We start from the raw sequence: 19,134 nt of genomic DNA on the forward strand, positions 1-19,134 counted from the left end.
GCCGTTTATTCTTCAACGCGCGACGAACTGACTGCCCAAGGGTTCGTCGGAAGTGTTCATCCAGACCGTCTTGGGACGGGTATAGTCATAGATCGCCTGGAGCCCGCTTTCGCGCCCATAGCCCGAGTTTTTCATGCCGCCAAATTCTGCAATGGGAGAAACCGCGCGGTAGGTGTTGACCCAAACGATCCCTGCCTTCACTGCTTTCACCATCCGAAGCGAGCGTGCGCTGTCGCGGGTAAAGATGCCCGCAGCCAAACCATGTTCGGTTTTGTTGGCCAAACGGATTGCATCCGCTTCGTCCTTGAAGCGCACGACACTGAGCACCGGGCCAAAAAGTTCCGTGTCCACGATCGTCAGATCAGAGTTCGGGCAATCGATGATGGTGGGCTCGTAGAACCTGCCGCTCATCCCTTCGACCGGCCTACCGCCGCAGAGCAGCTTGCCGCCTTCAGTCTGAGCACGGGCGACTTCGCGCTCGATATTTTCGAATTGCCCCTGAGTGCAGATCGGCCCCATTTCGGTCTCTTCAGCCAGCGGGTCGCCGATCCGGATCTGTTTGGCCAGAGCCGTCATGCGTTCAAGAAATTCATCGGCGATCGAGTCTTGAACTAACAGGCGGGAGCCGGCAACACAGCTCTGTCCTGCCGCACCGAAGATTCCCGAGATGGCACCGTTTACCGCGCTTTCGACGTTGGTGTCTTCAAACACGATGAAAGGCGATTTGCCGCCCAATTCCAACGACACTTCCGCAAAATTTTGAGTGGAATTTTGAAGAACCTTTTGAGCCGCAACGGGCCCGCCGGTGAAGGAAATTCGCGCGATAAGCGGATGCGAGGTCAGCACCTTTCCGCAGGGGTCGCCGTGACCGGTAACGATGTTCACGACACCCGTCGGGATGCCGGCGCGTTCGATCAGTTCGCCGAACTCCAGCATCGCTGCAGAGGCAAATTCAGATGCCTTCAGGACAACCGTATTCCCGGCCGCGAGGGCAGGGCCGATTTTGACCGCCGACAGGAATAGCTGGGAATTCCATGGCACCACGGCCGCGATCACACCCAGCGGCTCACGGTTCGTAAAGACGAAGAGATCGGGTTTGTCGATCGGCAGGGTTTCGCCGTGAACCTTGTCTGCGCAGCCGGCGTAGAAGTGAAAAAACTCGCTGATGTATTTTGCCTGCCAGCGCGTCTCCTTCAGCATCTTGCCAGTATCGATCGTTTCCGTCTGGCCAAGGGATTCGGAAGTTTCCGCGAGCAAATCGCCGAGGCGGCGCAGGCAATGACCGCGTTCCGTCGGCGACATCTGCGACCAGGGACCGTCGTTAAAAGCGCGGTCGGCGGCGGTGACGGCTCGATCGACATCTTCTGCGGTTGCTTCGGGAATCCGCGCCCAGACTTCACCGGTCGCTGGATTACTGCTCTCAAAGGTTTTTCCGTTGGAGGCCGCAACCCATTGACCGTCAATCAACATTTTGTAGGTTTTTATGTCCGACACCGGTGTGTTCCTCCCGAAGTTGCCTGTTGCGGAACCACACGATGGTAAGCGCCATCAAGGTAGGCCAGGGGTTCGGCCATGCCGCCCCGTACCGCAGCCACCCGGCCGACGAAAATGCTGTGACTCCCGGAGGTCACGACCTGCTCTACGACGCAGGAAAAGATCGTTGCGCCATCAATTTCGGGAGCTGCTCCGGAGCTGTCGTCAAAGTCGATCCCATCAAAACGGTCGCGCACACGATCGTCGTCGCAGCCGGCAAATCTGTTCGCGATCTCGGGGTTCGTCCGTGACAGGACATTCACACAGAAATTGCCATTCTTGGAGACGGCCCGCGCAATACGGCTGTCGGTCCGCAGGCAAATCAGTGTTGTCGGTGGATCCGCAGAAACCGAAGAAAACGCGCTGACAGTTGCACCGTGTCGACCTGCCGGTCCGTCGGTCGTAACGACCGTGACGCTGCTCGCGACCGTCCGCATCGCTCGAATAAAAGCATCGCGCGGGACCGGATGATTGCCGGCCGTATCATGCTGCGGCATTGCTCACCTCCATTTCGGCCTCATTGTTGTCTGCCCTCGGGCCGATCCGCGGAGAATGGCAGCATCAGATACATTTGAAAATTGAATAATTTGGCACTATAAATTAAAAATTATTGCATTAAGGCTTTCCAATTGAACACCGCTAACCTGCAGACTTTCCTGGCGATCGTAGAGACCGGCAGCCTTGTTCGGGCCTCGGAACGATTGAATGTCACCCAATCCGCCGTCACCGCCCGTCTGCGAAGCCTGGAGGATGAACTCGGCCAAACCCTGCTGAACCGGCAAAAATCCGGTGCAACGCTGACCGCCTCCGGAACCAGGTTCTTGCGGTATGCGCAGGTCATGACCGGGCTCTGGCGTCAGGCGCGGCAGGAAACGGCGCTACCGGAGGGGACGGAATCAGTCTGCAACTTCGGCTGCCACGTAGATCTGTGGCCCGGTGCCGGAAAGATCTTCTTCGATCAGCTTTACAGGGAACGACCACAGATGGCGCTCTCTGCCTGGCAGGGTGTGCAAAGCGAACTTGATCAATGGATGGGTGCGGGGCTTATCGATGCGGCGTTGGCGTACGAGCCAACGGCCCGTGGCAAGCAGACCATCCATACGCTACGTGCGGATAGACTTCTGCTCTGTTCCGACCGGGCAGACACCCCGATACGCTTCGACCCCCGCTATATTTACGTGGATCTGGGTGAAGAGTTCCGCAATCAGCACGCGGCCGCCTATGCGGATGCCGGAACCGCCCGTGTGACTTTCGGATGCGCTGCCTGGGCACTGGAATTTCTGCTGGCAAACGGCGGCTCTGCTTATCTGCCGGAACACATGGCCCGGACCTACCTTGCGTCCAGCCGGCTATTCACGCTGACCGACGCACCGGTCTTCACCCGCAACAGCTATCTGATAACCAATGACGCCACAGCCGGCGAATGGCCCTGGTTAAAGGAGCTGCTGGACAGGCTGTCGGCCAAAATCCCTTAGAGACTTCGGTAGAGGCTTAATCGCCTAACCTATTCTGCAGCGGCACCGAAAGTGGTGTTGCGGCCTGGGGCGGCAGCAAGCAGGGATTTTGTGTAAGCATGACTTGGCGAAGCGTAGACCTCCGCGGTCCGCCCCTGCTCAACCACTACACCCCGCTGCATCACCATGATCCGGTCGCAGACCTGGGCCGCGACCCGCAGATCATGGGTGATGAATAGCATCGCCAGATCGAAGCGCTGACGCACGTCATCCAGCAACTCCAGCACCTGCGCCTGCACCGAGACATCCAGGGCCGAAACCGCCTCATCGGCAATCAGAACCTTCGGCTCCATGGCCAAGGCTCGGGCAATGCAGATTCGCTGCCGCTGACCGCCTGAGAACTGGTGCGGAAAACGCTCCAGCGCATCCGGCGAAAGGCCCACCACATTCATCAGATCGCGCGCCCGTACGATCGCATCTTGTTTCGTCAAACCGAAATTCATCGGCCCTTCGACAATCGACTGACCGACCGTACGGCGCGGATTGAGGGAACGATAGGGATCCTGGAAAACGATCTGCACGTCGCGCCGGTAAGGGCGCAGCGCGCGCTCGCCCAGTCCTGCGATATTGTTCCCGGCGATCATGATCTCACCGGCGGTCGGGTCAATCAGACGGACGATACAGCGCGCCACGGTCGATTTTCCGGAACCTGATTCTCCGACCACGCCAAGGGTCTCGCCGCGGTGAACCACCAGTTCGACGTTCTGTGCCGCATGTACCTCGCGTCCGCGCTTGAACCATCCCAGGGAGCCATAGGTTTTGTTGAGGTTGCGGGCGGTCAAGGCCGGGCGCTCCACATCGACCGCCTCACGTGCCGGCGGCGTCAAGCTCGGGACCGAGGCCATCAGCATCCTGGTGTAGGGATGCTGCGGGCTGCCGATAACTTCGGCAGCCGCCCCCTGCTCCACGACCTTACCGTGCTGCATCACGATCACCCTATCGGCGATCTCGGCGACCACGCCGAAATCGTGAGTGATGAACATAACGCCGGTCCCGTGCCTTCGTTGAATATCCTTGATGAGCTCCAGGATCTGCGCCTGGGTCGTCACATCCAGGGCCGTGGTGGGTTCGTCGGCGATCAGCAGGCCCGGCTCCAGGGCAAGCGCCATGGCAATCATGATGCGCTGCCGCTGGCCGCCCGAGAGCTGGTGCGGGTAGGAATGAAACAGCTGCTCGGGTTCGGGCAGATTTACATCCTGCATTACCTCGAGAACCCGGGTGTTGCGCTCCTGCGCAGACATCGGACTATGGATCTCAAGCATTTCGGCAATCTGATCGCCAACCTTCATGACCGGGTTCAGCGCGGTCATCGGCTCCTGAAAAATCATCGCCATGCGCTCGCCGCGCAGTGCGCGGAGCTGGGTCTCGCTCTTGGTCAGGAGCTCATCGCCCTGCAGCAGAACCTCACCGGCTACGGGCGTCAGATCCTTGCGCGGTATCAAACCCATGACCGTATGGGCGGTCACCGACTTGCCTGAGCCGGACTCGCCGACCACGCAGACGATTTCTCCCGCACCGACTTCAAAGGAAACATCCTCGACAGCGAAATCCCGGTCGGCACCCTCGGGTAGCCGGACCGTCAAGCCACGGATCGACAGAACGCTGGTATCGGTCCTCTTCGCGTCATCGCGGCTCATCACATTTTCCTCGCGATGCGTGGATCCAGGGTATCGCGCAAACCGTCGCCAACCACATTGACCGCCAAGACCGTGATCGCCAGCGCAATGCCTGGATAGAAGATGATCCAGGGCGAAAGCTGAAAATACGTCCTGCCTTCAGACATGATGTTCCCCCAACTCGGGATCTCCGGTGGTATTCCGGCACCGATAAATCCAAGGATCGATTCCGTCAGCATTGCAGAACCGCAGATATAGGTCGCGAGCACAATCAGCGGAGCAATTGTGTTGGGCAGAATATGCCGGATCAGGACAAGGTGAAGCTTGGTGCCCGATGCGATCGCGGCTTCAACGTAAGGCTCTTCCCGAACCGAGAGCACAACAGAACGTACAAGGCGGACCACACGGGGAATTTCCGGAATCATTATCGCGGTCACAACAGTCATCATGGTCGCGCCTGACAGCGAAATCAGTGCGATGGCCAGCAGGATACCAGGGATCGACATCAGTCCATCCATCACCCGCATGATAACGGCATCAAGCGCGCGGATATAACCGGAGACCATGCCGACCACCAACCCGATCGAGACCGCGATGATCGACACCGCAAGACCGACAACAAGCGAAACGCGTGCGCCGTAGATCACCCGGGCAAAGGTGTCGCGCCCCAGATAATCGGTGCCGAACCAGCTTTCGCCGGACGGCGGCTTGAGACGTTTGATTGGATTGAGTTCAATCGGATCGCCGGTGAAAAGCGGCCCGAAAATGGCAATCAAAACCATAATCGACAGCAGGATCCCGCCCCAGAAAATGGAGGGATGGCGCCACAGCAAAACGGCGAGATTTGGGTCCGATGCCGATGACGGCGGCACAGCGAGCAACTCGTCCGTTTTGCCGGAGCTAGTGGGCGTGTCCGTCAATATCTGATCCTCGGGTCAAAGAAGCAGTAGCTCAGATCGATCAGCAGATTGATCAGGATATAGACGAAGCTGAACAGCAGGATGAGCCCCTGAATGATCGGGTAGTCCCGCTTCAGGATGGCATCCAGCACCAGCCGGCCCAGACCGGGAATATTGTAGACGCTTTCGGTCACCACGACGCCGCCGATCAAAAGGGCAATACCCAGGCCAATGACGGTGACAATTGGCACCGCAGCGTTGCGCAGGGCGTGGCGCAGCAACACTTTCAATTCGCTCTGCCCCTTGGCACGTGCCGTGCGAACGTAGTCCTCTTGCAGGACTTCCATCACCGATGCGCGTGTCATGCGTGAGACCAGGGCAATGAAGATTACCGACAGCGTGAGGGTCGGCAGAATGATATGGCGGACGAACGGCCAGACACCGTCGAAGATACTCTTGTAGCCTTGAACCGGTAGCCACCTCAGTTCCATCGAGATTACGTAGATCATGATGTAGCCGAGAACGAAGACTGGGACTGAAAAGCCGCCGACTGAAAACAGCATCACAAAGCGGTCGATCAAGCTCCCCGACTTCCAGGCCGCCAAGGTGCCAAGCGGGACGGCAACCACCACCGTGAAGATGATCGTGGTCAGCGTCAGTGAGATCGTCGGCTCCAATCGCTGGCCGATTAGAGTCGTAACCGGCAGATTGGTGAAGATGGATATCCCCAAATCGCCTTGTAAAAGGCTGCCGATCCAGGTCACGAACTGAACAACAATCGGCTCATTCAGACCAAGCTGTTCGCGAATGCGGATGATGTCTTCCGCGGTAGCATAGTCACCTGCAATCACGGCGGCGGGATCACCGGGTGACAGCCGTAGCATGAGAAAAACAAACAGCGCAACCACACCCATGACAGGAACGGTCGCGAGAATACGTCTAAAAATATAGCCGATCATAATGCCTCCGGCATTTCCGCCATCCGGACAACGACCAGTCTATATGACCTGGCCGGGCCGGACAGCGGAAACGGATCCAGTTGCTGTATAGCGTGCCGGAAGCGTTACTCGACGGACATGTTCCAGAAGAACTGTACCGGCGACTTGATAAGCCCCTTCACATTGGAGCGGTAGGCGACGGGGACAAAAAACTGGCCCAGCTCACCCGAGGCGCCGATTGACCAGAGACGTTCCTGGACCTTGGCGGCGATTTTCTTTTGCTCCTCAACACCTGTTGCTTTGGCAAAGGCCGCGCGCTGCGCTTCGAGTTCCGTATCGCTCGGCCAGCCGAACCAGCCCTTGTCTGGATTGCCGGAAAAGGCAATCGACATCGGGTTGATAACATCGGCACCAATCCACCAGGTATGGAACATGTTCCAGCCACCGTCGGCCACTGGATCACGCTTCGCGCGCCGGGACGTCAAGGTCGACCAATCCATTGCTTGAACTTCGACCGTCATGCCGATTTTGCGAAGTTTTTCCGCGGTAATCAGCGAGAATGCGGACAGCAGCGGAATATCGGTCGGCTGCATGATCACGACCGGCGTTCCGTCATAGCCGGCAGTCTTGAGTGCCGCGGCAGCCTTCTCGATATCACCGGTCTTCATGACCTCACTGCCAACTGAGTTCTCCAGCGGCGTGGCGCAAGGATAGACGCTGTAACAGGTCTTCCAGAACTTCTGGTCTCCAACAGCACCGGCCATATAGTCTTCTTGTTTCATGGCCATGATCGCTGCCCGGCGAACGTCCGCATTATCGAACGGCGGCAAGAGGTGGTTGAAACGCGCGAAACCGATGTTGCCGAGGGGATCGTTGATCTCGACCGTGATGCCTTCCTGGTTTTCGAGCAATTGCATCAGATCGTTTGCAGGTGATTCGAAGTAATCGACCTCGTCGTTGATCAGAGCGTTCATCGCCGTCGTCTGATCCGGGAAGTAGGTCCATTCGACACGATCGACCTTGGCGACTTTGCCGCCGGCCGCAGCCGAAGGCGGCTCGGAGCGCGGCACGTAGTCATTGAATTTGACATAGACGACCTTCGAACCCGGCACCCATTCATCCTTCTGGAACATAAAGGGACCGGAGCCGACATATTCTTCAATCTGTTTGAAAGGATCGGTCTCGGCGATCCGCTTTGGCATCATGAAGGGCACGTTTGAAGAGATCTTGCCGATGGACTCCAGCACCAGGCCATAGGGCTCTTTCAACTTCATCACGATGGTTTTGGAGTCGCCTGCCGTCAGACTTTCGATCGACGCAAAAAGCTGCTGACCCATACCGTCGCGCTTGCCCCAACGATCGAGCGAAGCAATGCAGTCCTCTGCGGTGACGTCGGCACCGTCATGCCATTTCAGCCCGTCGCGCAGCTTGAAAGTCCAGGTCAATTTGTCGTCGGACACCTCCCAGCTATCGACCATCTGCGGCTGTGGCGTGAAGGATTCGTCCATCGCAAACAGTGTATCGTAAATCAGATAGCCGTGGTTGCGGGAGATGTAGGCCGTGGTCCAGATCGGGTCCAAATTCTTCAGATCCGCATGCGGGATGACACGTAATACCGACTCCGCAGCCGCCGGCGTTGCCGTTTGCACAGCCCCCATTGAAAGCGGCAGCATGATTGCCGCAGCCGTTAAAAATTGTCGTTTTGTCCAGCGTAACATTTTCCTGCTCTCCTGTTTGCACGAGTCGTGAGCGCTCGGGCGATTTAATTTTTAATTACGGAAAAAGACATGGTTACTGTCGCAATTGTACGGAGCGAAGCCATTGAAGAGTCAATGACGTTTTTTGCGCTTGACCCAAAGATCCTTCGTCAACACCCTCATAGAACCGGCCGTAAGCCCGGAGAAAAACAGCAAAAATGAGGGTGTCGATGCGAATTCTGACCGCGATGATGAAGCATGAAACAAATTCCTTTTCGCCGGTAAAAACGGACCTCGCACGATTCGAAGCCTGGGGATTACATCGTAATGAAGCGGTCCTCGAGGCCTATCGCGGCACCAATATGCCGATTGCGGCTTACATAGAGTTGGCTGAACAGAGGGGCGCCGAAATCGTCGCCCCGGTCGCGTCGGAGGCCATGCCCAGCGGATTGGTGGAGCGCGAAGCATATGAGACTCTGGTCACGTGGATTCTGGAGCCGCTCCAGGAAGGCGGCATCGATGCGGTTTTCCTGGATCTTCACGGGGCCATGACCGCAGAACATGTTCCCGACGGCGAGGGTGAACTCCTGCGCCGAATTCGCGAAATAGCGCCCGATGTGCCGATCGCCGTCACCCTCGACATGCACACCAACCTGACGGAAACCATGGTTTCCAATTGCGATGTCATGATCGGTTACAAGTCCTATCCCCATACCGATATGTACGACGTCGGCAAACAGATCGGCATTGTACTATGGGATAAGATCGAAGGCCGCACGAACCCGGTGATGGTCTGGGGCCCGGCACCTGTCCTGGCCCAAACCCTGCGCATGGGCACCTCCGACGAGCCGATGAAATCGCTTCAGGACGCGACCCGGCAGGAAGAAGCGCAAGCTCCCATTCTTGCTGCAACGGTTTTCGGCGGCTTCCCCATGGTGGACGTCGAACATGCCGGCGTTTCTGTTGTAACCGTCGCGGACGGCAACCTGGATGCGGCCGAAGCCTGTCGGAACCGCCTTCTGGAACAGGTCTGGCAGGTACATGAAGATCTGGTCTACGAACACCGCACGATGGCAGGCGCACTAACTGAAGCGAAAGAAAGAAACGTCGCGCCCATTGTCCTGCTCGATCATGCGGACAATGTCGGTTCGGGAGGCACTTCGGACGTCATGACCGTAATCGAGGCTGTCATCAAGCGCGGGTTACAGGGTGTTGCCGTCGCCACCGTTTTTGACCCCGAAGCCGCAGCTCAAATGCATGCCGCGGGCGAAGGGGCGGTGATCGAGACTAATCTCGGCGGAAAACTGGCAATGCCCTCGATCGGTTTGGAAGGAAGACCCCTGCGGCTGTCTGGGAAAGTCCTCAAAATCACCGACGGCCGCTGGATTGTCCGGGGCCCGATGTACACCGGCGTTGAAGTGGATACCGGGCCAACCGCCGTGTTTGAAACAGGCGGTGTTAAGATCGTCGTGACCTCGAAACATCATGAGCCCTGGGACAGCGGTATCCTGTCCGAGAACGGGATCGATCCACTTGCCTGCCGCTACATCCTGCTCAAGTCGCGAATTCATTATCGCGCTGGTTTCGCGCCGCTTGCCAAGGCAACCTACACGCTGGACGGAGAAGGCGTGACGACATCAGATAATTCAATTCTGACCTATGAAAATATTCGTCGGCCGATTTACCCACTGGATCCGGCTGAAGCAGTCGAGCAGATGTAGATCCACGCCTGAGTCGCACCGGATCTATCACTATTCCTGAACCTTCGGAGATACCATGAGCCGCCCCAGAATTGCCGTTGCCGGATTCCAGCATGAAACCAATACCTTTTCGCCGGTGCCGACAAGGTACGAGGACTTCGAGGCCAGCGGCGCTTGGCCGGCTCTGACCAAGGAGACGGATATCTTTGCCGTCTTTCACGGGCTTAATATCCCGCTCGGAGGATTCATCGACGCGGCGCGAGACGAGTGGGATCTGGTGCCTATTCTTTGGAGCAATGCGGAACCGGGTGGTTACGTCGCCCAGGACGCCTTTGATCGCATTGCCGCCATGATCTGCGACGGCATCGCTGAGGCGGGCGCCCTCGACGGTATCTATCTGGACCTCCACGGAGCGATGGTCACCGACGATTTCGAGGATGGCGAAGGCGAGCTGCTGCGCCGTTTGCGCGACGTGGTCGGGCCGGACCTGCCAATCGCGGTAAGCCTGGATCTGCACGGCAACTTGACCAGGGAGTTCGTCGAGCTGGCTTCGGTGCTGGCGATCTACCGCACCTATCCTCACGTAGACATGGCGGCGACCGGTGCGCGGGCGAAGCTGTTGCTGGCGCAACTGCTGGCCAGCGGGCAACCTTTCGCGAAAGCATTTCGGCAGCTCGACTATCTCATCCCCTTACAGGCGCAGTCGACCATGCGCGAGCCCGGAGAACGGCTTTATGGACTATTGCCGGGTTTGGAAGGTTCCGCTGTTGCCTGCATCGATCTCGCGTTCGGGTTCCCGCCCGCCGATATCCATCACTGCGGCTCATCGGTCGTGGCCTTCGGGACCGAGCAGGCGGCCGTCGATCACGCAGCCGACGAGATGCTGAAAGCGCTGCAGGAAAGCGAAAGCGAGTTCCACAATCCGCTCATCCCGGCCAACGCGGCCGTGCGGCAGGCCATGGAAATTGCCGCGACCGCCGGCAAGCCGGTCATCCTGGCAGATCCCCAGGACAACCCCGGCGCCGGCGCGATCGGCGATACCACGGGCCTACTGAAAGCGCTGGTACAGGAAGGGGCAAAGCAAGCCTGTCTCGGAATGCTTTGGGATCCGGAAACTGCGTCCAAAGCCCACGAGGCCGGTGTCGGCAGTTCCTTCACGGCCTCTATCGGCAACTGCGTGCCGCAGCCGAATTGCGGCGCCCTGGATGTCCAGGTCCGGGTCGAGGCTCTGTCCGACGGGAAGTTCCTCTTCACCGGTCCGATGTACGGCGGCACCCATGCCGATCTCGGCTCTATGGCTGTGCTTCTGATCCTCGACGACAACAGCGAGGTACGCGTGGTCGTTGGCTCGCACCGGGCGCAGAATGCCGACCAGGCGATCTTTCGCCACATCGGCATTGACCCTACGCAACAGAAACTTGTCGCGGTCAAAAGCGCCGTCCACTTCCTTGCAGACTACCAGCCTATCGCGGAAGAGGTCGTCTTTGCCGAAGCACCCGGCGCCAACCCCTGTCAGCTCGATCTGATTCCCTTTAAACGGCTTCGACCGGATGTGCGATTGGGCCCGAACGGACCTGTCTATTCATCGGCCGCCGAGTAACTGACGCTTCTCATCGAAGCTCAGTCCTGGAAGCTTGCCAGACCCTGACGCTTGCGGTTGACGACGAGACTGGTCACGTCAGGTCGTGAATAGTGGCCTGCGGGATCGAAATTCTGGCGCTCCTCGCGGACCCGGCAATGATCAATCTCGGCGACCAGAAGCGCCTCGCGATCGACGACCGGCTTGATCAGCCATTCGCCGTCGGGGCCGGCAATGCAGGATCCGCCGTTGGCAAAGAAGGTCTCACCACCTTCGAGAATTTCCTCCAGGCTCGGCGTAGCCGCCGGAAAGTCCTCGGGCCGCATAAGGCCCGACACCGAAAGAATATAGGATCGGCTTTCCTTTGCGAGGAAGCGTGTAAGATCCTCCGTGTTGTGCAGGCCGCCGGGCCAGACCGCAACATGCAGATCTTCACCCTGCGCATAGAGCGCGGCCCGTGACAGCGGCATCCAGTTCTCAAAGCAGTTCAAACCACCGACCTTAAAGGGCGGCAGGTCGTGTACCCGCAAGCCGTGACCGTCGCCGGGCGCCCAGGCCAACCGCTCTTCATAAGTCGGTTGCAGTTTGCGATGCACAGAACGAATCTCTCCTTGCGAATCGATATAGACCAGACTGCAATAGAGGCTGTGGCCGCTGCGATCCGATGCCCGTTCCATGCATCCGAGATAGACCGAAATTCCCTTGTCCTTGGCTGCTGCGCAGACTCCATCCAGATCACCGCGCTCGATCACGACGCCCTGGTCCAGGTAGTGTGCGTAGAGCGCTTTCTGCTTTGCATCGTTGAAGCGTGCGCCATCTGTGCGCTCGATCCAAAAGGGGTAACCCGGAACGAGCGCTTCCCCGAAAACCACCAGCCGGCAATCCTGCTCTGCCGCAGCGAGCACTTGAGCAACCACTTTCTCCAGGGTGCCCGCACGGTCAAGCCAAACAGGGGCGATCTGTGCCAGGGCGACACGCAAGCTGTCCTGCGGGCGCGCGGGTCGCAGGTCGTGCGCGGGCGTGACGATTTTCATAAGGATACCTTCCAGGTCTCATGCAAACTAATTTGAGGCCGCAAAGAGCACCCTAAGAAGCAGCGTGCGTCAACGCCAATTCTGGTTTCATGCTCTGCAATGCGAAGTGGTAAAATTCATATTTCCGTGAACTTTCACTTCTTGGCCTTCCGCACGCTCAGTTTGGCAAAGCTCATTACAGTCAGGGAGAGGGAGGGACACAAGCAATGCATCATGAACCGCAGTCACGAATAGAGCGCGGGATCAGCGCTTGATCGCAGACGCTTCTTCGAACCAAGTGGCAATCAGACGCCGTTCCTCACCACTGATCTCAGTGATGTTGCCGGGCGGCATGGCATTGGAGCGTCCGGTTTGCAGATAGATTTCGTGGGCATGGCGCAGGATCTGCTCATCCGTTTCCAGTATTACGCCCTTGGGCGCCACACCGATCCCGTCCCAGTAGGGCTCCTGCGCATGACACATGCTGCAGCGTCCTAAAACGGTATCGCGCACCTCTTCGAAGGAAGCCGAAACATAGAGCGGGTTCTGCGATTCGCTGATGTCATATTCCGCGGAGGTTTCGCCAGGAAAGGTGGAAAGCCAAACGATCGCAGCGAAGCAGACCGCGGCAGCGCCCCAGGTCCACCAGGGTTTACCTTTCTTGGCATGCATCGAATTGAAGAAATGCCGGATGATGGCCCCCATCACCAGGACCAGGGAAACGATGATCCAATTCCACTTGGTCCCGAAGGCCAGCGGATAGTGGTTGGACAGCATCAGGAAGATGACCGGCAGCGTCAGATAGTTGTTGTGGGTCGAACGCTGTTTCGCCTGCAGCCCGAGCCGCGCTTCGGGCGTTTCACCAGCCCGCAGAGCGGTCACGACTTTTTTCTGATTGGGGATGATGATCAGAAAGACGTTGGCCGACATAATCGTCGCAATCACCGCACCGGTGTGCAGGAAGGCCGCCCGGCCGGTGAAGACCTGTGTAAAGCCCCAGGACAACAAGATGACGAAGGCGAAGAGCGCGCCATACAGCAGCCAGTCGTTCTTACCGAGCGGCGAACGGCACAGGAGATCGTAGATCCCCCACCCAAGAGCGAGCCCGGCAAGGCTGATCAGGATCGCACCCCAGGCCGGTACATCCAAAACGGAACGATCGATGAGATAGAGTTCGGCACCTGCATAATAGACCACCACCATCATGAAAAATCCGGTCAGCCAGGTACTGTAGGATTCCCATTTGAACCAGATCAGGTGCTCCGGCATGGCCTCGGGCGCGATCATATACTTCTGGATATAATAGAAACCGCCGCCGTGGACCTGCCATTCCTCGCCCGTGACACCGGGTGGAAGACCTTCGCGTTTACGAAGTCCGAGATCGAGTGCGATGAAATAAAACGACGAGCCGATCCAGGCAATCGCCGTAACGACGTGGAGCCAGCGGACGCCGAAATTCAGCCATTCCCAATACAAAGGATCCATCAAAACACTCCCACACACCGCCGGTTAAGCTTCACGAGTTCATTGAGCCGTAGGTTCAATGCCACCGGGCCGTAAAACTTGCCCGCAAGACCATATATTCCGACCCCGCGGGATCGGACGAATGAGCAGAGTAACCGTCCTTGCCAACTTTAAGAAGACCGAAGCAGTCGGGATTACTTTCAAAAAAACCCGAAAGAAGATAGCGTTACCCCAAGGGAGTCAAAAAGATGTCGTTGTTGGAGAATATCCGGGTTTTCGTCCGTGTTGTGGAGTTGGGGTCGCTGTCGGCCGCCGGCCGTCATATGCGCATTTCGCCGGCCGTTGCCAGTCACCGGATGAAGGAGCTGGAAAAACATGTCGGCGTCCGCCTGTTCAACAGGACCACTCGGCAACTATCGCCGACGGAGCATGGCCGCCTGTTCTATGAAGGCTGCCTGGAAGTACTTCATGCGCTGGAGCAAGCGGAAGCCACCGTCGCCGCTGTTGGCGGGCGGCCGCGCGGGGCGATACGGGTTACGGTGCCGCTCGGCCTTGGCCGGCGCGTGATCGGCCCGGCAGTTCCAGATTTTTGCGAACTCTTCCCCGAGATCGAAGTGCGCCTGCGCCTCTCGGACTACATGATCGACCTCGCGCGCGAGGGAGTCGAGGTTGCGATCCGCCTTGCTGTCATGGGTGATTCAAGTCTCACGATGCGTAAGATCTGCGACTGTGAACGGATCCTCTGTGCCGCCCCGAGTTATCTGGAGACACATGGAACGCCGCAGACACCCGAGGACCTCCTGAAGCATCGATGCCTGCTGTTGCGTTATCCCGGCTCGACCCAGTTCCGCTGGCCGCTGCAGACAAAGGACGGTCCCACGAAGCTTGCAATCAGCGGACCGTTCGAATCGGACGACGGGGATATTCTTACCGACTGGGCGCTTACGGGCCGCGGAATCATAATGAAACCGCTATTCGAAGTGGCCGATCATGTGCGGTCCGGTGCCCTGCTACCGTTGCTGACGGAAACACCGCCCGAACCCGCTGTTTTGGCGATCCTCTATCCTCACAGGCGATTGCTCGCACCGAAAATCAAGGCTTTTGCAGACTTCATGCACGACAGATGCCTGAAGAATCTCGGTGAGATGCTCGACGGCCTCTCGCTGACTGAGCTACGCGATACCGCACCTCGGTGAATATGGAAAGCAAAGCACAGAAAGACTTTCAAAAATATTTGGGGAGGCCTAAGGCGGCCGCACGATCTAATCTGTCAGGGTTCGAACCTCTACAATTGCAAAGACCTTGGAAATTAAATCGACAATGAGTCCGTCCTATCCCCGCGACATGGTCGGTTACGGCCGCACGGCGCCCGATCCGCGCTGGCCCGGCAATGCCGCCATCGCCGTCCAGTTCGTGGTCAACTACGAAGAAGGCGGCGAGAACAACATTCTGCATGGCGACGCCGCCTCTGAAGCCTTTCTGTCCGAGATCGTCGGCGCCGCCCAATGGCCCGGACAGCGCCACATGAACATGGAGTCCGTATACGAATACGGCGCCAGGGCGGGCTTTTGGCGCCTGTGGAGACTGTTCACGGAGCGCGGCATCCCCGTCACCGTTTTCGGCGTCGCGACAGCGTTGGAACGCGGACCGGATCAGGTTGCCGCAATGCTGGAAGCCGATTGGGAGATCGCGTCGCATGGGCTGAAGTGGATCGAATACAAAGACTTCACCAAGGACGAAGAGCGCGCCCACATGGATCAGGCCATTGGGATCCATACCAGGATCACCGGATCTCGGCCCGTCGGCTGGTACACCGGACGTTCATCGATCCACACCAACGAACTGGTCGCCGAGAACGGCGGCTTTCTCTATGGCGCGGACAGCTACGCCGACGAACTGCCTTATTGGGTTGAGGGCGAAGAAAAGCCGCAGCTGATGGTGCCCTATACTCTCGATGCCAACGATATGCGCTTCGCAACCCCGCAGGGCTTCAATGCCGGCGATCAGTTTTTCGCCTATTTGAAGGACTCTTTCGATAGTCTCTATGCCGAGGGTCTTGCCGGGGCCCCAAAGATGATGTCGGTCGGCCTGCATTGCCGGCTGGTTGGGCGTCCTGGCCGGGCCGCAGCCCTCGCGCGCTTCCTGGATTACATTCAGGGTTTCGAACGCGTGTGGACAGCGCGACGGGTTGATATCGCCCGGCATTGGCACGAGGTTCACCCCAATCAAAGCGTCAAAGGTCCGGCGGCATCCAAACCGAGCCAAATGAATGGGACGGACTTTGTAGCGAAGTTCGGTGGCGTTTTCGAACACTCACCCTGGATCGCCATTCGTGCACTCGGACAGAGTCGCGGCGAAAACTGCAACACCGCCGACGGCCTGCATCGCGTTCTTTGCGAGGTTTTCCAATCCGCCAGTGAAGAAGAACGACTGGGCGTCCTGACCGCACATCCCGACCTTGCGGGACGGCTCGCATTAGCCGGCGGCCTGACCGGTGATTCGACCAGAGAGCAAGCATCGGCCGGGCTCGACAGTCTCAGCGAGAGCGAACTGCAACGCTTCACCGCGCTCAACGATCGCTATACCGAGAAGTTTCGCTTTCCTTTCATCATGGCCGTCAAGGGGCGCAGCAAGGACGAAATCCTGCAGGCCTTTGAAAGCCGGGTTGAAAACGATCTCGAAACCGAATTCACAACCGCCTGCGCGCAGGTTGAGCAGATTGCGTTGCTGCGCCTGAAGGACATGCTGCCGTAGCTGCGCATGCCTCCCTAACAAAACCCTTTTTATCAAACCACGGAACTCCTATGGCCATTGACCGAATTACACCCGCTCCGCCCAGTCCTGAGGCCGAAGCCTTTGCTGCGGACCGGGTCAACCTTCTGGATCCAAGGCTGGGGGCACGTGCCGTTTCCTGCAGCGACGACTTCTTTGCATCGATGGACCGCATGCTCTCGCCCGCGACCCCGATCTTTGCAGCAGATGAATACGACGATAACGGCAAGTGGATGGACGGTTGGGAAAGCCGGCGACGTCGGACCGGCGGCAACGATCATTGTATTGTTCGCTTGGGGCAGCCGGGGCGTCCGCAACGCGTGGATATCGACACCTCCTTCTTTACCGGGAACTACGCGCCCTCCGCCTCGATCGAGGCCTGCATCAGTGACAGCGAAGTTCCGGGCGAGGATGCGGGCTGGATCACAGTTCTTCCTGCCGTCGAACTTCAAGGCAATTCCCATAATCTATTCGAACTGCCCTCCTTTTCGCTGCACGGCGACTCCGCAGTTACACACCTTCGCCTCTCGATCTATCCGGACGGCGGCGTCGCCCGTCTGCGCGTTTATGGCGAAGTAGCCTATGACTGGTCGGAAGCAAGTGATGAAACGACCGATCTCGCCGCCCTGTTGCAAGGCGGGCGGCCCGTTGCCTGGAACGACAGCCACTACGGACCGCCGCATGTGTTGCTGGCGCCAGGGCGCGGCGAGAATATGGGCGATGGTTGGGAAACCCGGCGGCGAAGGGAACCAGGCAACGACTGGATTATCGTCGAACTTGGACATCCCGGCAGCATCGACAGCGTTCTGGTCGATACCGCCCATTTCAAGGGTAACTTCCCGGAAAGCTGCTCGATTCAAGCCGCGATGGTGCCTGATATGGGTAAGGCGGCTTTGATAGCCTCCTCTCAATTCTGGCCGGAACTGATGGACCGGCGGCAACTCACAGCCGATGCAGAGCACCCCTTCGATGGCTTGGCGAGTATCGGCCCGGTCAATTATGTTCGCTTTAATATCTTCCCAGATGGCGGCGTAAGCCGTCTTCGCCTGCTCGGGAAACCGGCAAAGTGACCAAGACATTAAAGCCACAGCCTTTGACCCGTGATGCCTTTGCCTCCTTCGGCGAGGTCATCCAAACCAATGGCGCCAACAGCTTTCAAATCAATGAGGGCACGACCACGCGCTTTCACGACCTGGCCAACGTGGATACGGCGGAGCAGAATGGCCGGCCGATCATCTCAATCTTTCGGGGTGATCCACGGCCAATGCCGTTTCCCATCCGTATCATGGAACGCCATCCGTTGGCGTCGCAGGCCTTCGTGCCTCTGTCCGCCAAACCTTATCTCGTTGTCGTGGCCAAACCGGAGATCATGGACGGGAAGAGCATCACAGCCGAAGACCTCTACGCCTTTACCGCACAGCCGGGACAAGGCGTGAATTACGCCCGCAATGTCTGGCATCATCCACTCATTGCCCTGGATATTCAGTCAGATTTTTTGATCGTCGATCGCGGCGGTGACGGCGACAATCTGGTCGAAGCCTATTTCGATGAACCAATTGCCGTACTGGACTGCTAAATCGAATCACGTTTTGTCGGAACCATCTTGTGGATTCACCAGGACGACTGGTTGCCTATAGCAGTTCCGTCTAACCCGGATCTGCTCCAGTGTCCTCATCAGCGGCTTTTAAGGCCTGCAACATAGTTTTCGATCAAGGAATCGGTTAGACCTTCGACTGTTTCGACGCCGACCAGCGTCAGCTTGTTGGTCAGGGTCAAGGCACAGATCCCATGAATGCTGGCCCAAAGCACACGCGCAGTCTGGCGAGCCTCTGCTTCATCCTTGCCAACGACCGGTTTCAAGCGGGCCTCGATAAAACCGAAGAGGGCGTCGATCCGTTCACCATACCAAACTGGCAAAGGCGCTTCAGGAGACAGATTGTGTTCGAACAGTGCGCTCCAGCAGTTATAGTTTTCCCTGGCGTAATCGATGTAGCAGGCGGCAAGTCCCTTGAGCACGTCCAAGTCGCTGGCGTGTGATTCCTGATCGTCATCGCCAAGGCGCTTTTCCATATAGGCGAGGAGATCCTCCAGCGTCACTGCGTTGATATGCAGGACGATGTCGTCATGATTTTCGAAGACATTGTAGAGCGTGCCGACCGTATAACCGATGCCGAGTGCCACTTTGCGGGCACTGAAACCCGGCAGGCCGTTCTCCTGGATCAAATTCCTTCCGACCGCGATCGCCATCGCCTTGATCTCTTCGCGCGTGTGGTCGCTGCGCCGCGCCATGATACCCCCGAACTACCCATCAAACCGCTTTAATTAAACAGCGTTCATTATTATATTGAACGTTGTTTAATTGTGCCTTATCTTCCCTGCCGGCGCAAGAGAACGATCCGCTGGAATCGA

The 19,134-nt window shown here is 58.0% G+C and carries 16 protein-coding genes and 1 pseudogene; 8 read left to right on the top strand and 9 right to left on the bottom strand.

What is annotated here, in order from left to right; genetic code table 11:
- Positions 1-12 precede the first annotated feature (12 nt).
- The gene (locus QMZ18_RS01585) at positions 13-1,494 is read right to left on the bottom strand and encodes an aldehyde dehydrogenase (RefSeq protein WP_322097114.1); all 1,482 of its coding nucleotides are present in this window, start codon (positions 1,492-1,494) and stop codon (positions 13-15) included.
- The gene (locus QMZ18_RS01590) at positions 1,482-2,030 is read right to left on the bottom strand and encodes a flavin reductase family protein (protein WP_282604474.1); all 549 of its coding nucleotides are present in this window, start codon (positions 2,028-2,030) and stop codon (positions 1,482-1,484) included. Before QMZ18_RS01590 ends, QMZ18_RS01585 begins: the two co-directional genes overlap by 13 nt.
- Before the next feature lie 132 nt (positions 2,031-2,162).
- Between QMZ18_RS01590 and QMZ18_RS01595 the strand changes: the two genes are divergently transcribed.
- Positions 2,163-3,008, top strand: a complete 846-nt coding sequence (locus tag QMZ18_RS01595) for a LysR family transcriptional regulator (RefSeq protein ID WP_282604475.1) — start codon at positions 2,163-2,165, stop codon at positions 3,006-3,008.
- Positions 3,009-3,037: 29 nt separating this feature from the next.
- Here QMZ18_RS01595 and QMZ18_RS01600 read toward each other — a convergent pair whose 3' ends face one another.
- The 4 genes from QMZ18_RS01600 to QMZ18_RS01615 all read right to left on the bottom strand — a co-directional run bounded on the left by QMZ18_RS01600 (position 3,038) and on the right by QMZ18_RS01615 (position 8,218).
- Positions 3,038-4,684: an ABC transporter ATP-binding protein gene (locus tag QMZ18_RS01600; RefSeq protein ID WP_282604476.1), complete on the bottom strand. Its 1,647-nt coding sequence runs from the start codon at positions 4,682-4,684 to the stop codon at positions 3,038-3,040.
- The gene (locus tag QMZ18_RS01605) at positions 4,684-5,583 is read right to left on the bottom strand and encodes an ABC transporter permease (RefSeq protein ID WP_322097115.1); all 900 of its coding nucleotides are present in this window, start codon (positions 5,581-5,583) and stop codon (positions 4,684-4,686) included. Before QMZ18_RS01605 ends, QMZ18_RS01600 begins: the two co-directional genes overlap by 1 nt.
- Complete coding sequence (locus QMZ18_RS01610) at positions 5,580-6,521, bottom strand: ABC transporter permease (RefSeq protein ID WP_282604477.1); 942 nt, start codon at positions 6,519-6,521, stop codon at positions 5,580-5,582. Before QMZ18_RS01610 ends, QMZ18_RS01605 begins: the two co-directional genes overlap by 4 nt.
- A 104-nt stretch (positions 6,522-6,625) precedes the next feature.
- A complete protein-coding gene (locus QMZ18_RS01615; protein ID WP_282604478.1) occupies positions 6,626-8,218 on the bottom strand; it encodes an ABC transporter substrate-binding protein in 1,593 nt (530 codons plus the stop codon).
- A gap of 209 nt (positions 8,219-8,427) precedes the next feature.
- Between QMZ18_RS01615 and QMZ18_RS01620 the strand changes: the two genes are divergently transcribed.
- Together QMZ18_RS01620 and QMZ18_RS01625 are read left to right on the top strand one after the other, a co-directional pair.
- Positions 8,428-9,918, top strand: coding sequence for a M81 family metallopeptidase (locus QMZ18_RS01620; RefSeq protein WP_282604479.1), 1,491 nt, complete (start codon positions 8,428-8,430; stop codon positions 9,916-9,918).
- 55 nt (positions 9,919-9,973) lie between these two features.
- Positions 9,974-11,497, top strand: coding sequence for a M81 family metallopeptidase (locus QMZ18_RS01625; protein ID WP_282604480.1), 1,524 nt, complete (start codon positions 9,974-9,976; stop codon positions 11,495-11,497).
- A gap of 20 nt (positions 11,498-11,517) precedes the next feature.
- Here the strand turns inward: QMZ18_RS01625 and QMZ18_RS01630 are convergent, their stop codons facing one another.
- Both QMZ18_RS01630 and QMZ18_RS01635 read right to left on the bottom strand, forming a co-directional pair.
- Complete coding sequence (locus QMZ18_RS01630) at positions 11,518-12,510, bottom strand: carbon-nitrogen hydrolase family protein (protein ID WP_282604481.1); 993 nt, start codon at positions 12,508-12,510, stop codon at positions 11,518-11,520.
- Between the two features lie 243 nt (positions 12,511-12,753).
- Positions 12,754-13,974 (bottom strand): urate hydroxylase PuuD, encoded by a 1,221-nt coding sequence (locus QMZ18_RS01635; protein WP_282604482.1) that lies wholly within the window; start codon positions 13,972-13,974, stop codon positions 12,754-12,756.
- Positions 13,975-14,201: 227 nt separating this feature from the next.
- On the opposite strand from QMZ18_RS01635, the gene QMZ18_RS01640 reads away from it, so the two are divergent.
- The 5 genes and pseudogenes from QMZ18_RS01640 (at position 14,202) to QMZ18_RS01655 (ending at position 18,301) form a co-directional block, all read left to right on the top strand.
- Positions 14,202-15,149: a LysR family transcriptional regulator gene (locus tag QMZ18_RS01640; protein WP_282604483.1), complete on the top strand. Its 948-nt coding sequence runs from the start codon at positions 14,202-14,204 to the stop codon at positions 15,147-15,149.
- Positions 15,150-15,273: 124 nt separating this feature from the next.
- Positions 15,274-16,164, top strand: a pseudogene (gene puuE / locus QMZ18_RS36920) (allantoinase PuuE); the annotation flags it as partial.
- 54 nt (positions 16,165-16,218) lie between these two features.
- Complete coding sequence (gene uraD / locus QMZ18_RS36925) at positions 16,219-16,707, top strand: 2-oxo-4-hydroxy-4-carboxy-5-ureidoimidazoline decarboxylase (RefSeq protein ID WP_322097160.1); 489 nt, start codon at positions 16,219-16,221, stop codon at positions 16,705-16,707.
- 50 nt (positions 16,708-16,757) lie between these two features.
- Positions 16,758-17,795 (top strand): allantoicase, encoded by a 1,038-nt coding sequence (gene alc / locus QMZ18_RS01650; protein WP_282604485.1) that lies wholly within the window; start codon positions 16,758-16,760, stop codon positions 17,793-17,795.
- Positions 17,792-18,301 (top strand): ureidoglycolate lyase, encoded by a 510-nt coding sequence (locus tag QMZ18_RS01655; protein WP_282604486.1) that lies wholly within the window; start codon positions 17,792-17,794, stop codon positions 18,299-18,301. The genes alc and QMZ18_RS01655 overlap by 4 nt, the downstream gene beginning before the upstream one ends.
- A 98-nt stretch (positions 18,302-18,399) precedes the next feature.
- Here the strand turns inward: QMZ18_RS01655 and QMZ18_RS01660 are convergent, their stop codons facing one another.
- A complete protein-coding gene (locus QMZ18_RS01660; protein WP_282604487.1) occupies positions 18,400-19,014 on the bottom strand; it encodes a TetR/AcrR family transcriptional regulator in 615 nt (204 codons plus the stop codon).
- Between the last annotated feature and the right edge of the window lie 120 nt (positions 19,015-19,134).

It is taken from the genome of Pelagibius sp. Alg239-R121 (assembly GCF_947331435.1).
Classification (GTDB): Bacteria; Pseudomonadota; Alphaproteobacteria; order Kiloniellales; family Kiloniellaceae; genus Denitrobaculum.